The organism is Bartonella sp. AA18HLJMS (assembly GCF_042197245.1).
Lineage (GTDB): Bacteria > Pseudomonadota > Alphaproteobacteria > Rhizobiales > Rhizobiaceae > Bartonella.
In genome coordinates, this window is sequence record NZ_JBHIRP010000001.1 from 142,884 (window position 1) to 158,095 (window position 15,212).

Genomic DNA, 15,212 nt, shown 5'->3' on the forward strand with positions numbered 1-15,212 from the left:
TGTGCATTAGCACCAAAGCTAAAACAGCCCAATGATAGGAACCGCGTGCCTATTAATAAAACAATCCCTGCCGAAATCAAGCGAGGAGACAGATGAAAACAAAACAAGCAAAACCAGTGAAAGCCGAACAACTTAGAAGTTATTATGAAGAAAGCCGTGGCTTAGAACGTGATCTTATCAATGAATTTATAAGGTCGCGCAGAACGGCATGGCGTGTTGCGAGTACTGTGGGTCTTTTTGGCTTATTCGGTATGATATGTGGAGTTGTTGGATTTTCTCAACCAGCTCCAACTCCCTTAGTATTGCGCGTTGATAATACGACGGGTGCAGTTGATGTTATCTCAATCATGCGTGAACACGAAGAAAGCTATGGTGAAGTTGTAGATAGATATTGGCTAAATCAATATGTGCTTAACCGCGAAACTTACGACTACGATACTATTCAACTGAACTATGACACAACAGCACTTTTAAGTGCGGCATCTGTTCAACAAGAATATTATAAAATCTATGATGGAGAAAATGCACGGGACAAAGTGCTTTCCAACAAAGCACGTATTACAGTTAAAGTACGATCAATCCAGCCTAATGGACTAGGTCAAGCAACTGTACGTTTTACGACTCAGCAACTTGACAGCAACGGTGCTGCTACTGGACCAAAACAGCACCAAATTGCAACAATTGGTTACACCTATGTTGGTGCACCCATGAAATCATCTGATCGATTGCTTAACCCCCTTGGTTTTCAAGTAACAAGTTACCGTTCTGACCCAGAAATACTGTTGAATGATTAAGGAATTGATTGTTATGAAAAAACTTGCGTTCGTTGTTCTATTGTCTTCGTTTTCTTCTCTTTATACGGTACCTGTGCAGGCGCTCAAAAGTCCATCAAATTCACAATATGATCACCGCATTCGCTATATAACATATAACGAAGCCGATGTGGTTCAAATTGAAACAGTTCTTGGTGTGGCAACACATATTATTCTTGAAGAAGGTGAGCAGTACATAACTCATGCCTTTGGCGATTCTGAAGCCTATGCCTTTGCTCATAAAGGGCGGCATATTTTTATTAAACCAAAAGCAGAACTTGCCAATACCAATCTCATCGTTGTAACCGACAAACGGAGTTATAAATTCCGACTACAATTTCGGAATGACCGTGCGGGATCAACATATGAATTGGCTTTCCATTATCCCGATTCAAACGATGAAAAGTCAGAAGAAAACAATCGACGCCTTGCGATTGAACGTGGTTTTCACCAAAGCGTCAACGGTTATAATCTCAGTTATACCATGAGCGGTCACCAAGATATTGCTCCGATAAATGCTTGGGACAATGGGCGTATTACTTACTTCAAATTTCCCGCTAACATGGATATGCCATCGATTTATGTCGTAGATGCTGAAGGCAATGAAAGCTTAATACCACGCACCGTTATCGGCAGTTCTAATGATATTATCGCCGTTCATAAGGTCAATCCTAAATGGCTCATACGGCTTGGTAAACGCGCTCTAGCTGTTTTTAATGAAGCCTATGACCCCAATGGCGTACCAAACACAACAGGGACAGTATCTTCGGTGGTTTATCGTATCAATAAAGGAGGAAAATGATGTTTGACAATAAGGAAGGAGAGGGAAAAGGTACAAAACTGGACAACGTCGAGCAAAAACACATTGAAGGTGCCTATGGAGGATCCGAACTAGGTTCTGAACGTCGTCCGACAATTCCAGGTACCCGTGCATTGTTAATGGTAGGACTTATTGTCATAGTAGCGATACCAATTGCCTTGACTTGGAAAGCTTTTAAAATGCGTAATACCGTGGAGGTTGAGGAAGAAAAACCACAACAAATAGTACAGCAAATTATACCAAACTATGTCCCTCGGATTATAGAAGAGCCAAAGATTGTAGAAGAAGCAGAAAAATCAACACAAATAGAAGATTCAAACTTGGATATTCCACCGGCCTTGAGTAAGCTTCTTCAAACAGCCATTCCTCCACATATGCTCCAAGATTCTGAAGAATTAGCACGCAAACGTATGCTCAGTTCTAGCCTTAACAACGGTGGTAGCGAAGGATCTACAGATACAAATAATAAAGCATCGAATAATGATAGAGGTAATGGCGTATTATTTGATAACCTTCAGCCTGTGCGTTTAGGTCAATCACATGCGATGCAACTTCGTAACCGTGACTTTTTGATTACACAAGGAACGCAAATAGATTGTACATTAGAAACAAAAATCATTACATCACAACCCGGAATGACGACGTGTCATTTAACACGCGATATTTATTCCACGAGTGGACGTGTTGTTTTGCTTGACCGTGGTTCTAAAGTCGTTGGTTTTTACCAAAGTGGCATACAACAAGGACAAACGCGCGTGTTTGTGCAATGGTTACGCATTGAAACGCCTTCTGGTGTTGTTGTCAATCTTGACTCACCAGGCACAGGTCCTCTGGGTGAAGCGGGTATTGGTGGCTGGGTTGACAGACATTTTTGGGAACGATTTGGTAGTGCAATTATGGTAAGCATTATCGGTGATTTAGGAGAATGGGTAAGAGGAAAAGTTGGTAAAAGCAGCAAAGAAAATAAAGATAACTCACAAAATAAAGGAGCTCAGAATGCTGAATCTATAGCAATCGATGTTCTTCAAAATTCCATCAATATCACACCAACACTTTACAAAAACCAAGGCGAACGAGTAAATATTTTTGTTGCTCGTGATCTGGATTTCAGCGATGTCTACAGTCTCGTCACACGTTAACCCGATACAAAAAGATCAAGCAGTTTTTCAGCTTCTGCAACCGCTTGATTGTTTTTTAGAAGATCCCACGATCACTGAATTATCGATTTGCCGCCCCTGTGAAGTATGGACGAAAAGCTTTAAGGGTTGGCAAGTACATAGCGTACCAGAGTTAACAACCACTTTTTTGCAAACGCTTATTACAGCTATTATCGTTTATAACGGTATGGCTCCCAGAAGTATTAATTATGTGCTCTTGCCTGGTGGACAACGTGGTACAATTATACAAACACCAGCTGTTGTTGATGGTGCTCTTTCCTTTGTAATTCGTAAACATTCTCTCATAGTTAAAACGTTAGAAGAACTCAAAGAAGAAGGGGCATTTGACGATTTTTCTGATGTAAGTTTTAATAAGCCTTCAGCAAAAGAAGCCAATAACTTGTTATCGAGGCAAGACTTCACACGGTTGGAACCATTTGAAGTTCAACTCTTACAAAGTAAACGTGAGGGAAAAATTCTTGAATTTTTGGAAGAATGCGTCCTTCACAAACGCAACATTATTATTGCAGGCAAAACAGGATCTGGTAAAACAACATTTGCTCGCTCTTTAATTGAAAAGGTCCCTGTAGAGGAGCGTATTATCACAATTGAAGATGTTCATGAGCTTTTTCTACCCAATCATCCCAATCATGTACATATGATTTATGGTAACAATGTAGGTCGTGTTTCAGCTGAAGAATGCCTAGATGCGTGTATGCGTCAGTCGCCTGACAGAATTTTTCTCGCTGAATTGCGAGGCAATGAAGCATGGGAATATCTCAATTCGCTCAACACTGGTCATCCCGGATCGATTACAACAACGCATGCTAACAGCGCTTTGCAGACATTTGAGCGATGTGCCACCTTGATTAAAAGATCAGAAATTGGCCGGCAACTCGAGTTAGAAATGATAAAAATCGTTCTCTATACAACAGTTGACGTAGTGTTGTTCTTTAAAGATAGAAAACTCTCTGAAGTCTTTTACGACCCGATTTTTGCTAAATCAAAAATCGCTTAAGGGGAGCTTCCTCTCTCGGTAATATGAAGCAAACATAAATAGCCGTAACTAATTGTTACGGCTATTTATTTAACTTTTCCTATTCTCTTTGCTTCTCCGATGGATTTTCTACACTCTTCATGAAGAAAAAAGTTAATAGACAACAACTCTACGAGAAAACCAAATTATACATAAGGCTCTCTTTATTCTCTTGCCTTTGATCATTCTTTCCATTTACCTTTTGAAAAAGTATCTTTGATGCAAAAAAGAAAAAATAGCTGCAAAATAAATATTTAAACAAAAGAAAAGAATAAATTTTGATTCGCCTATCAATGAAAGCTTCGTAAAATAGGTACTTTCGATCATCACAAATAATTATCGTCATCAAGACCAAAACTTATCGTTTAAAAATTCTAAGCACTATTTTCAAGTGATTAATAAATATGTTTTTTAACCAAACAATCTCCAAATACGGAAAACCTCATACGAAATAAATTATCATTTCGATTTAGCATCCATAAACCACGTTCTATTTGGTAATAAAAAGTATAGTGGTATATAGACGTCTTCTTCGGACGAAGAAAGATTCTTAACCTCCGGTTGTTCGTAAACAACCAAATTTCTCTTAGGCAAGCTTTGCTAACCATATCACGTGGCTTATGTCCCTCTCCTAAAGACGATATCCATAGATTCCATAAGGTAAGCTCTACTCTGAATATTCCTGCTCTCTTCTCTGCACCACAAAAAGCAAAAATTCCTAAAAGAACAGATCTACGATCACTCTTCTTAAGATGCATCACATTGTCTTATAAAGAGTGTTCATTATTTTGCGTGTTGGATAAGAGATCTTAGTACCGTAGGATTCTCTCATTTCAAAGCTGTTTATTAACCAAAACCATGTCTCTTGCACATTATAAGTAAATAAAGCCGTATAGAATGAAACTGTACAAAAAAGCACTAAAAATGCCTTTTATAAACCATCCAAAATGCCAAAAATTGTCACAACATTGGGAGTTTGCAAAGTGTCTAATGGCGCCCAACTTGCTCTTTTATGAAGTGTAAAAATGGAGATGCTCTATAAATTTTATATTGTTCATCGGGGCTTTACCATTATACCATCCACGAGCTCTGTAATGAAATAAGCTTAGGCACCTTAAAGAAAGGTTTCTTAAAAACAAGCGTGTAAATTGACAAGCAAAGTGTATTTGGCTCGGGGCGTTCTGTTTTACATAAGGGTTTTGATCTTATTAAAGAACGAGAGAAACAAAAGCGTGAAGCAATGCGTAATCTCTATTATTTAAAAGACATTACTCTAGATGCTTTTGAAAGTCGTAAAGCAGAATTAAAAAATGATGCTAAAAATGGAAACTGGTTTGCACCTTTACAGCTTCATATTCTCCTCAAATTAGGCGGCTGTATAGCAACTTTCAAAGATTACGCCAACAGAGATACATAATACTCTTAACTCCCATTTGATAAGTAAAAGCTGCAACAGCAAAAGCTCTTTTAGAAAAACAACGCCATAAAGTCATTAATAAACCGGCAATGAATTGGAGAAATGTTCCAGATTTTTATCAAACACTCTGCAAAGCAACAATAATGATACAACTGGCTTTGCGTCTGCTTATTCTTACAGGTGTTCGTACCCATCTCTTGCATCAATTCGTGAAGATCAGATTGAAGAGGATATATGGACAACTCTTGGCTCGAGAATACGAACGGTCTGCGTGATACTACAGGAGATTTCGCATGTCACTATGATCACAAATATTAAAAATTTTAAAACAAGCACGCTTGTTTTTTCGCAATGATTTCTGTTTTCTGTAACCGGTCGTAGTCCTTATTAAGGTGAATTTCCTATCACAATATATAAGAGAGGTTAGGTTAAAAACCTGTCCACGTAGATTTCGCTCTAGTTTACGTAATTGGCTAACAGACTCCACCTATCACACCTCAAAGGACGAAGCCTCTTAACACGCCACTGATCTGCAAACAATCCGCCCCCTCACCTAGCAGATTTCACCTTCTAACCACTCTAATTACCACATCCTAAATAAGATAGTGTTTTACAGCACAACAGAATAAATACCAAAACAATGGCTGATTATACCGTTAATACTTGGACACCTCTCTTTCATGTTAAGAAATATCTTTATGCTAAAAAATAAAATAAAAAACACTTTTACCGCTTAAATAACTTTCTTCAGCATATATACAAGAAAAAATGAAATCCCCTAACATTATAAATAAGACCTAAACCTAGAAATCTCTATTTTTTATAGATAAAAACATATAAAATAAAAACCCACGAAACTCATAAAAATACAACATGTTTTCTTTGATGATTGAATTCATTCAACTCAAACGAACCTATAAACATCCCTATTCCACATTCGCAACACGTGTTCTTAGAATTCTCACTAGTGTTTTCTAAATTTTTAGAAAAAACTATAAATTTGATATTTTTTAAAAACGTCTTATTTGCTCTTTAGTGAATTTAAATCTATGATGTTACAATATTTTTAAATTACTACCCCCTTAACTATATATCTATCTCTACAATAGAGAGGGATTTTACGTTCTCCATTTTTTAAGAACTATAAATTTTGCTTTTTAATGCGATTAACAATCCAATCTTTAAAACAAAAAATATGACCTTTATATATATATAATGATATTATCAAAAATTCCTAATCCTTGAATATTAGCAATGTTTTCGATATTACAATAAATGTGTCGTAAAATGACGAATTGTCATAATGATCACTCCTTTGTATTTCATTTAGATAATTTACATGCGTTATAATATTTGTATCAGCATTTATTTTTTGTGCTCTATTTATAAAGAGTAATCATTTTTTATAAAAAATGATTACTTGAATCTGCATCAAATTATAAATTATGATGCGAATTTAATAAAAATAAAAACACATGGCATATTGATTTTATTGTTTTTACATAGAACGCTATTTAAAGTATAGTTTACTCGAAAGACTAATGCCTTTTAAAGGCAATAATAACTATACTAACCGCCTCATAGAAGCCAATAAATTTTTAGATATTAAGCCTCAAAGAGGCACAAAAACACGCACAATTTTCTATTTTTCTTTTTACTGTTCGTTAATCGGTCAATTTTCAAAGATAATATTCAACTATGAGTTTTCTGCTCAGCCATTGCAAGGATTGCTTCTACAAGGATTGCTTAAATTTTTAGGGATTACTTCACTTTTAGAATGATTATAGCTACTGCGCCCCCATAAGCAGCCGATCTTCTTTTAGAGATTTAATTGCTAAAAGGAGATACAATTTTCCACCTTGCGCTTTATTTTGATCAATCAGTAAATTTTCAGAGGCGGCGTTCAACCATGAGTTTTTTAATTTCAGCAATTGCTTTCGCTGGATTTAATCCCTTTGGACAAGTTTGCGCACAATTCATAATCGTATGGCAACGATAAAGGCGGAAAGGATCTTCTAAATTATCAAGACGTTCACCACACATCTCATCACGTGAATCCGCAATCCAGCGATAAGCTTGAAGCAAAACAGCGGGCCCCAAATAACGATCACCGTTCCACCAATAACTTGGACATGAAGTCTGACAACACGCACACAAAATACATTCATAAAGGCCATCGATTTTTTGGCGATCGGAGTGACTTTGTAACCATTCTTTTGCAGGTTCAGGAGAAACTGTTTGCAACCAAGGCTCAATGACTCGGTGTTGTGCATAAAAACGCTTTAAATCAGGAACCAAATCTTTAACAACCGGCATGGAAGGCAACGGATAGACCTTAATGGGATGTTTTACATCATCCATCCCTTTGGTACAAGCTAATGTATTGGTTCCATCAATATTCATCGCACATGAACCACAGATGCCTTCACGGCATGATCGACGAAGTGTCAAAGTTGGATCAATATGGTTTTTAATAAACAAAAGCCCATCAAGAATCATAGGACCACAAGCAGAACGATCCACATAATAAGTATCTAAATGAGGATTTTCCTCATCATCAGGCGACCAACGATACACGTGAAATTCCGTCAGCTTTGTAGCACCTTCAGGTTTAGGCCAAACCTTTCCCGGTTTTACTTGAGAATTTTTGGGAAGCTTAATTTGTACCATATTTTATTCTCCCCTTAATAAACCCGTTTTTTAGGTGCAATGCGCTTTAAATCGATCCCACCATCAGCTTCAGATGTTAACGGGTCCACATGGACAGGTCGATATGATAATGTCACCTTACCTTCTTTTGACAAATGTGAAATCGTATGTTTACGCCAGTTTTTATCATCACGCTCTGGGTAATCTTCACGAGCGTGAGCGCCACGGCTTTCTGAACGTGCTTCGGCAGAATGAACAGTCATGATTGCATTCGCCATAAGATTTTCAAGCTCTAATGTTTCAACCAAATCAGAATTCCATATCAGAGAACGATCTGTGACTTTGAGATCCGACAATTCCCCCCAGATTTTATTCATCCGTTGACATCCCTGTTTCAAAGAATCTTCTGTACGGAAGACTGCTGCGTCTTCTTGCATCGTGCGTTGCATTTTTTCACGCAATACAGCTGTTGGTATTGCCCCTTGTGCAAAACGTAAACGATCAAAACGCGCTATAATTTCGTCAACAGCTTCTTCATTGATGGGTGGAATTTCTGCATTCCGATCAATAACTTCACCCGCGCGAATGGCAGCAGCACGACCAAACACCACAAGATCAATTAATGAATTTGACCCCAAGCGGTTAGCACCATGAACAGAAGCACATCCTGCTTCTCCTACCGCCATCAGCCCTAGTTGAATACGATCAGGCGAATCAGCCGTTGGATTGAGAACTTCCCCGTAGTAATTGGTAGGAATCCCACCCATATTATAATGAACCGTTGGCAAGATGGGGATAGGCTCTTTTGTTACATCCACCCCTGCAAATATCCGTGCTGATTCTGAAATCCCTGGTAACCGCTCATGCAAGATTGCAGGATCAATATGATTGAGAACCAAATGAATATGGTCCTTCTTAGGTCCAACGCCACGTCCTTCACGAATTTCAAGTGTGATACAACGTGAAACCAAATCACGTGAAGCCAAATCCTTAAAGGAAGGTGCATAGCGCTCCATAAAGCGTTCACCTTCAGAATTGATTAAATAGCCTCCTTCACCACGAGCTCCTTCTGTAATTAAGCAGCCAGAACCGTAAATCCCTGTCGGATGGAATTGCACAAACTCCATATCCTGAAGTGGCAATCCAGCACGTGCGATCATTCCACCACCATCACCCGTACAGGTATGCGCCGATGTCGCAGAAAAATAAGCGCGTCCATAACCACCGGTTGCAAGAACAACCATTTTGGCAGAAAAACGATGTATTGTACCATCATCGAGATTCCATGCCACAACCCCCGTACAAACCCCATCCGTCATGATGAGATCGAGTGCAAAATATTCAATAAAAAATTGCGCATTATGCTTTAAGCTTTGTCCATAAAGCGTATGCAAAATGGCATGGCCTGTACGGTCAGCTGCTGCGCAAGTACGCTGAACAGGTGGACCTTCACCAAATTGTGTCGTATGTCCACCAAAAGGACGCTGATAAATTTTGCCTTCTTGCGTTCGCGAAAAAGGAACGCCATAATGTTCTAATTCATACACAGCAGCAGGAGCATTACGCACCAAATATTCCATTGCATCGGTATCGCCCAACCAATCAGAACCTTTCACGGTATCATATAAATGCCACTGCCAATTGTCAGGTCCCATATTTGAAAGCGATGCAGCAATTCCCCCTTGTGCTGCAACCGTATGTGAGCGCGTTGGAAAAACCTTCGTAATACAAGCTGTCTTTAATCCTTGTTCTGCCATACCCAGTGTCGCACGTAATCCTGCACCACCTGCCCCAACAACAACAACATCAAATTTATGATCCACAGTGCGATAAGGGGCGTTACCTGCTTTAGCACCCAGAGATGATCCTGTACCCGCCATACTTGTTTAACCCCCTAATGCAATTTTCAAAAGAGAAAAAATAATGATACCACCTATGAGAAAACAAAATAAAATATTTAACGTCAAAAAGAATATCCGAAAACCTTCACGTGGAATATAATCTTCAATCACCACCTGCATACCAAGTTTCATATGATAAAGGACCGAAAAAGTCATCAATCCCATCAAAATAGCAACAATAGGATGTGCAAGTCTTGCACGCACAATACTATAATCCTTGCCCACAAGCGAAAGAATAAGAACAATAAAAAATATCAAAAGTGGTAGATTGATAAACCCCGTCAAACGTTCTAGCCAAAAATGCTCTGTTCCTTCATGAGCACTGCCACGCCCCCGTACTTTTCCAAGTTCCGTTCGAAAATCTTTTTTCATGTCTCTTTTCACCCCCAGCTAAACAACGGTATATCCAATAATCCAAATCGCAAAAGTAACAATAAGAGAAATAAACACTGTCGCCCAAGCAGTGACTGTTGCCTTTTCTTTTGCCAAAAGGCAAGGCTTCAGATCCCAAACAATGTGGCGAACACCACCAACCATGTGATGAACCCCTGCCAAAGTATAAAGAAACAAAATACACAATCCAAACCAAGAACTATAAATTTCGTAAACTGTTTTAAATGTCTCCTCGCCACACGCAATAGCAATTAACCAAACAGCAAGAAAAACCGTTCCAACATAAAGCGCCATACCCGTAATTCGGTGTGCAATGGACATGGCCATAGTAATTGTCCAACGATAAATACTTATATGAGGGGAACGAGGGCGCTCTTTTATCCTAGTTGTCTCTATCATAAAATATCCTGACCTGGTTTATCATAAAATATCCTGACCTGGTTTTTGCAACCGCAATGAACGAGAAAGTCGCGCAAAACGACTAAACATACTCTCTCGTTTTTACTTGTTTGGCATCTCAAGATACCGATATTACAGGTCGGTTGTCTCAAATAACGGATTAAAGGTCACGCATAAAAAAACCGATTACTCCCTGGATATGATCCGCAAAACTCGCCTTAATCTAATACACTTTTATCTTCACGTCAAAGGTCTAAAATCGTTTCCAAATATAAACAGACATTTTTTCAGATTAAACTTATCCTTTTGAGTATTCACGATATATGCAATAGTCTCTTAAACTGCACCCATAATTAAGAATAAAAAGAGGAAAAATTGATAGATTGAACATTTTTATGTCCACTCCAAGCCTTTTAAAAGGCAAAACGAATCAAGAAAGACACAAATAAGCGGCATAAAAGCCGCTTTTGCATAAAGTTTAGCCGATATAATCTTTACTCAGAAACTTGCTTTTCAACATCTGTGCTGACAGATGCTGCTTCTACTTTCTCAACAACCTTTTCAGCTTTTTTCCGATAATCTCTCTTTTCAGCGATACGTGCAGCTTTACCTCTCAAGCCACGTAGATAATAGAGTTTTGCACGGCGCACTTTACCACGGCGCACCAGCTCAACACCTTCAATCAAAGGAGAATAAACAGGAAATACCCTCTCCACCCCTTCACCATAAGAAATCTTGCGTACTGTAAAGGTCTCATTCAACCCACCGCCTGAACGCGCAATACAGACACCTTCATAAGCCTGAACACGCGTCCGTGTACCTTCTGTCACACGCACCATAACACGGACTGTATCTCCTGGCTGAAATGCTGGAAATTGGCGCTTTTCTTCAATTTTTGCACATTGTTCAGCTTCAAGCTGTGCGATAATATTCATTTCTTTTATCCTTCATGTTCTTTATCGAACAGTCAGAGCGCTCAACTCTTACCAAAAAAGCCTTTATTAAGAATAAGGAGCTCTTTAGGCTATGTCTTACACAGGAGCGAATACACCATTCCTTCATTTTAATTTTGGAACTACAGAAAACCTTTTATAAAAAACTCTCTAAAAAGAGAGCCATGCAATACACCACCTTATCATATGAATCAAGTTTTCTGATGATTTTTATTATAACGTGCATAAAGATCAGGGCGACGTTGACGTGTTAACAATTCGGCTTGGCTTTGACGCCAATCTGCGATCGCTTTGTGATGACCTGAGAGCAATACAGGCGGAATACCCCGCCCTTCGAAAAGAGAAGGGCGGGTATATTGCGGATGTTCCAGCAAGTCATTTTCAAAACTTTCACACCTTGCAGAAGCTGCATTCCCCATCACTCCAGGCAGAAGACGTATAATAGCATCTAAGATAACCAATGCAGCTGTTTCACCCCCTGAAAGAATATAATCACCAATAGAAACTTCTTCTAATTCTCGTGCTTCTATGACTCGCTCATCAACCCCTTCAAAACGTCCACAAACTAACGTTACACCCGTATCACGAGCCAAGCTATGCGCGTAAGCTTGGTCAAAAGGGCGTCCACGTGGACTCATCAACAATCTTGGCGAATCCTGTGGACAGCAATCAAGAGCAGCCGCCAATACATCCGCCCGCATTACCATACCAGCTCCCCCACCAGCAGGTTTATCATCAACGCTATGGTGTTTGTCTAAAGCAAAATCCCTAATCTGTACCGTCTCCAGTGACCAAATTCCACGCTCTAAAGCTTGCCCTGCTAAAGAATACCCTAAAAAACCAGGAAACATTTCAGGATAAAGGGTTAAAACGCGCGCCTGAAATTTCATTTTATTTCTTATCCTTATTTTCTTAAACAGACTCTTAATAGCAAAAATAGCACAAACAAGACTTTTAACGCTATAGCGTTAATCTGAGTCTTCTTGATCTGCGCCATATTCAATACGATCCTTCTAAATACTTGCACTAAAAAAGACTCTAAAAATTCAGGACTATTTCGAGATAAAGTGCTTACAATATCTGCTCAAAAGAGCATTTTTAATATTTTCACACATTCCACTTTTTATTGACGAAATTCATCTGTTGTTTTTTACCTTCATCTTTATTTTTAGATTCAAGCTATTTCCTTTTTATCATTGTCTCCCCCATCAATTAAACCAGCGGCCATGGGATCAACAACAAGAAAACCAGAATCCATACAAATTTCTGGTACCGCCGCCTTACTAAAGGGAATAAGAACTCTTTTACCTGTATTCAAACGTATTTCAAGCAAATCACCAGCCCCGAAATTAAAAAAACCACACACTTCACCTAAGATTTTCCCCCCACAATCTTGGACACACAAGCCTATTAAATCGACTTGATAAAACTCATCCTCCATCAAATCATCAATTAATTGATCACGCGTCACATAAAGGCGAATACCTTTTAAAGACTCAGCCGCATTACGATTTTCTACCCCTTTAAAACGTACAATCGCCTTATTTTTTTGTATGCGAAGAGTTACAATTTCATAAGAACGCCCCATATCATCATAAAGAGTGCTGTAACACTTGAAACGCTGTGGCTCAGCACTTAGAATTTTAACAAAAACATCTCCTTTTATACCATGAGGCATACCAATAATGGCAAGATAGACTTTATTTTTAAGCTTTTCTTTATTATACTTCATGCAAAAATATTATCTCTCAAAAATGAACCCTTCAATCTTATAGTTTTCTATTCAATCTTGTTGCCATATGAGACAATCTTCTAAAAGACCTTTCTTGGTAACAAAAAACAAATTAATAAAGGAGAAAGTCTTATGGCAAATATTATGCTATTTTACAAAGATATCACACCAATCAACAAAATTTCCCATAAAAATCTAAAATTTGCTCCTCCAAGTGATATGTCTTTTGCCAAGGATACTCATTGGGTTCCTTTAGCAAGTACTGAATATTTTCAAGCAGCACTAGACTATCCTATTTTATTTATGTGCGCTGAAGATGAACAAAAAAAACGGCACTACACATCCGCAGCTCTTGTCGGTCTTTCTAATGACGAAAATGACTATATCGCTTCTGATAAAAGTTGGAAAAACAATACTTATGTTCCAGCTTTTGTCCGTCGCTATCCTTTTGTTTTGGCACAAATTAGCAATGAAAAAGAACTTTCTGTCTGCTTTGATCAACAGTCCGGTATGTTTAATGAAGTTGCAGGAACAGAACTTTTTAATTCCGATGGCTCTATTTCTCCTTTTATGGAAGAACGTATTCGCTTTCTTGAAAGTTTTAAAATCGCTATGGAGAAAACCTCTGAGTTTATTGATGCTCTTGTAGAAATGGATCTTCTAAGCCAAAAATCCATCAATGTGAAAAACGATAAAGGTCTCTCAGCGCAATTGGAACATTTTTGGGTTGTTGATGAAGAAAAATTGAATAAATTATCAGCAAGCCAACTTGCCAAACTTCATAAAAATGGCTTTTTAGGATTAATTTTTGCGCATTTGATGTCAACACACAATCTTGTGAAAATACTCTCTCTCAAAGGTGAAAAGCAACTTATCAATCGTGAAGAGCAACCCCAAAACAAGAATGGTCATTCTAACGATGAAAAATCTAAAAAGAAAGAAACTCTCAACTAGATAATGCCTATCAAAAACGACAAGAGAAAAGATGAAAACATTCCTCTCATTCCAGCAGACCATGCAATTTTAAACGCAAGGAAAAATTGGTTAGAGTGTCTTACCCAAACACGTCGTATGTCAGCACAAACAGTGCAAGCCTATGAACGTGATACGCGGCAATTTTTGTCTTTTCTCTGTCAACACTTAAGCCATACACCAACTCTTACAGATCTTGCTCATTTACGCGTTAGTGACTTGCGTGCTTATCTTGCTTATCGGCGAACAAATAATGTAAGTGCTCGTTCTTTAAGCCGCGGAGTAGCAGGCATCCGTTCTTTTTTCAAATACTTATCACGTGAAGGAATCGTCAATGTTCCCGCAGCTCAACTTATCCGAAGCCCCAAACACCCCAAATTGCTCCCAAAACCTTTAGCGATAAAATCAGCACTTCACATAGTCAAACAAGAAAATCAACTGGAAAATGAACCTTGGATTACCGCGCGTAATGCTGCTGTCCTCATGCTTCTTTATGGCTGTGGAATGCGAATATCAGAAGCCTTAAGCCTCACACCAGAACAATTTTCTGATCCTGAAAAAACAAGTTTATTTATAACAGGAAAAGGCGGCAAAACACGCCTTGTTCCTCTCATCAAAATTGTTTACGAAGCTGTACAAAATTATCTCAAATGTTGCCCATATCCTTTATTGGATAACCAACCCATATTTCGTGGGGCGCGAGGCGGTCCCCTACAGCCCGCCATTATTCAGAAAACTGTACGCAACTTACGAACAAGCCTTGGTTTACCAGAAACTGCAACGCCTCATACACTGCGCCATTCTTTTGCCACCCATCTTTTATCACGGGGGGGAGATTTGCGCACGATTCAAGAACTTCTTGGGCACGCTAGTCTTTCCACCACACAAATCTATACCCACGTCGATACAGACCATTTGTTAAAAATCTATCAAAAGGCCCATCCCCGTTCCTAAAAACGTCTCATCAAAAA

Annotated in this window: 15 protein-coding genes; 8 read left to right on the top strand and 7 right to left on the bottom strand. The window is 38.7% G+C overall.

Annotated elements, in window-relative coordinates:
• The 6 genes from ACFINW_RS00610 to ACFINW_RS00635 all read left to right on the top strand — a co-directional run.
• On the top strand, positions 1–96 hold a 96-nt coding region (locus tag ACFINW_RS00610; protein WP_375618343.1), incomplete at its 5' end, for a TrwH protein.
• A complete protein-coding gene (locus ACFINW_RS00615) occupies positions 93–794 on the top strand; it encodes a virB8 family protein (protein WP_375606007.1) in 702 nt (233 codons plus the stop codon). The genes ACFINW_RS00610 and ACFINW_RS00615, both read left to right, overlap by 4 nt.
• A 13-nt stretch (positions 795–807) precedes the next feature.
• Entirely contained in the window at positions 808–1,614 is an 807-nt protein-coding gene (gene virB9, locus ACFINW_RS00620) for a P-type conjugative transfer protein VirB9 (RefSeq protein ID WP_375606008.1), read from the top strand.
• Positions 1,614–2,771 (top strand): type IV secretion system protein VirB10, encoded by a 1,158-nt coding sequence (gene virB10, locus ACFINW_RS00625; protein WP_375618344.1) that lies wholly within the window; start codon positions 1,614–1,616, stop codon positions 2,769–2,771. Before virB9 ends, virB10 begins: the two co-directional genes overlap by 1 nt.
• Positions 2,746–3,807: a P-type DNA transfer ATPase VirB11 gene (gene virB11 / locus ACFINW_RS00630; protein WP_375618302.1), complete on the top strand. Its 1,062-nt coding sequence runs from the start codon at positions 2,746–2,748 to the stop codon at positions 3,805–3,807. Before virB10 ends, virB11 begins: the two co-directional genes overlap by 26 nt.
• A 1,258-nt stretch (positions 3,808–5,065) precedes the next feature.
• Entirely contained in the window at positions 5,066–5,242 is a 177-nt protein-coding gene (locus ACFINW_RS00635; protein ID WP_375673648.1) for a hypothetical protein, read from the top strand.
• 1,890 nt (positions 5,243–7,132) lie between these two features.
• Here the strand turns inward: ACFINW_RS00635 and ACFINW_RS00640 are convergent.
• From ACFINW_RS00640 to rimM, 7 genes are all read right to left on the bottom strand, one after another.
• Entirely contained in the window at positions 7,133–7,912 is a 780-nt protein-coding gene (locus ACFINW_RS00640) for a succinate dehydrogenase iron-sulfur subunit (RefSeq protein WP_005774220.1), read from the bottom strand.
• A 14-nt stretch (positions 7,913–7,926) separates the two neighbouring features.
• Positions 7,927–9,771 (bottom strand): succinate dehydrogenase flavoprotein subunit, encoded by a 1,845-nt coding sequence (sdhA, locus tag ACFINW_RS00645; RefSeq protein WP_375645283.1) that lies wholly within the window; start codon positions 9,769–9,771, stop codon positions 7,927–7,929.
• Between the two features lie 6 nt (positions 9,772–9,777).
• A complete protein-coding gene (gene sdhD / locus ACFINW_RS00650; protein ID WP_375612246.1) occupies positions 9,778–10,164 on the bottom strand; it encodes a succinate dehydrogenase, hydrophobic membrane anchor protein in 387 nt (128 codons plus the stop codon).
• A gap of 18 nt (positions 10,165–10,182) precedes the next feature.
• On the bottom strand, positions 10,183–10,584 hold the full coding sequence (gene sdhC, locus ACFINW_RS00655; RefSeq protein WP_375620954.1) for a succinate dehydrogenase, cytochrome b556 subunit: 402 nt from the start codon (positions 10,582–10,584) through the stop codon (positions 10,183–10,185).
• A 494-nt stretch (positions 10,585–11,078) separates the two neighbouring features.
• Positions 11,079–11,519, bottom strand: a complete 441-nt coding sequence (gene rplS, locus ACFINW_RS00660; protein ID WP_375612245.1) for a 50S ribosomal protein L19 — start codon at positions 11,517–11,519, stop codon at positions 11,079–11,081.
• Positions 11,520–11,728: 209 nt separating this feature from the next.
• Positions 11,729–12,427, bottom strand: a complete 699-nt coding sequence (gene trmD / locus ACFINW_RS00665) for a tRNA (guanosine(37)-N1)-methyltransferase TrmD (RefSeq protein WP_375612244.1) — start codon at positions 12,425–12,427, stop codon at positions 11,729–11,731.
• A 284-nt stretch (positions 12,428–12,711) separates the two neighbouring features.
• Complete coding sequence (gene rimM, locus ACFINW_RS00670; protein WP_375639976.1) at positions 12,712–13,269, bottom strand: ribosome maturation factor RimM; 558 nt, start codon at positions 13,267–13,269, stop codon at positions 12,712–12,714.
• A gap of 132 nt (positions 13,270–13,401) precedes the next feature.
• Between rimM and ACFINW_RS00675 the strand changes: the two genes are divergently transcribed.
• Positions 13,402–14,223: a SapC family protein gene (locus ACFINW_RS00675; RefSeq protein ID WP_375620953.1), complete on the top strand. Its 822-nt coding sequence runs from the start codon at positions 13,402–13,404 to the stop codon at positions 14,221–14,223.
• A 3-nt stretch (positions 14,224–14,226) separates the two neighbouring features.
• On the top strand, positions 14,227–15,195 hold the full coding sequence (locus ACFINW_RS00680; protein ID WP_375620952.1) for a tyrosine recombinase XerC: 969 nt from the start codon (positions 14,227–14,229) through the stop codon (positions 15,193–15,195).
• The last annotated feature ends 17 nt before the right edge of the window (positions 15,196–15,212 follow it).

What these genes read in the sequence shown, in the direction of transcription:
- ACFINW_RS00635 (WP_375673648.1), top strand. Translation starts at nt 5,066, where the DNA reads ATGCGTAATCTCTATTATTTAAAAGACATTACTCTAGATGCTTTTGAA.
- rplS (WP_375612245.1), bottom strand. Translation starts at nt 11,519, where the DNA reads ATGAATATTATCGCACAGCTTGAAGCTGAACAATGTGCAAAAATTGAA.
- sdhC (WP_375620954.1), bottom strand. Translation starts at nt 10,584, where the DNA reads ATGATAGAGACAACTAGGATAAAAGAGCGCCCTCGTTCCCCTCATATA.
- virB11 (WP_375618302.1), top strand. Translation starts at nt 2,746, where the DNA reads ATGTCTACAGTCTCGTCACACGTTAACCCGATACAAAAAGATCAAGCA.
- ACFINW_RS00615 (WP_375606007.1), top strand. Translation starts at nt 93, where the DNA reads ATGAAAACAAAACAAGCAAAACCAGTGAAAGCCGAACAACTTAGAAGT.
- ACFINW_RS00675 (WP_375620953.1), top strand. Translation starts at nt 13,402, where the DNA reads ATGGCAAATATTATGCTATTTTACAAAGATATCACACCAATCAACAAA.
- trmD (WP_375612244.1), bottom strand. Translation starts at nt 12,427, where the DNA reads ATGAAATTTCAGGCGCGCGTTTTAACCCTTTATCCTGAAATGTTTCCT.
- ACFINW_RS00640 (WP_005774220.1), bottom strand. Translation starts at nt 7,912, where the DNA reads ATGGTACAAATTAAGCTTCCCAAAAATTCTCAAGTAAAACCGGGAAAG.
- ACFINW_RS00680 (WP_375620952.1), top strand. Translation starts at nt 14,227, where the DNA reads ATGCCTATCAAAAACGACAAGAGAAAAGATGAAAACATTCCTCTCATT.
- virB10 (WP_375618344.1), top strand. Translation starts at nt 1,614, where the DNA reads ATGTTTGACAATAAGGAAGGAGAGGGAAAAGGTACAAAACTGGACAAC.
- rimM (WP_375639976.1), bottom strand. Translation starts at nt 13,269, where the DNA reads ATGAAGTATAATAAAGAAAAGCTTAAAAATAAAGTCTATCTTGCCATT.
- sdhD (WP_375612246.1), bottom strand. Translation starts at nt 10,164, where the DNA reads ATGAAAAAAGATTTTCGAACGGAACTTGGAAAAGTACGGGGGCGTGGC.
- sdhA (WP_375645283.1), bottom strand. Translation starts at nt 9,771, where the DNA reads ATGGCGGGTACAGGATCATCTCTGGGTGCTAAAGCAGGTAACGCCCCT.
- virB9 (WP_375606008.1), top strand. Translation starts at nt 808, where the DNA reads ATGAAAAAACTTGCGTTCGTTGTTCTATTGTCTTCGTTTTCTTCTCTT.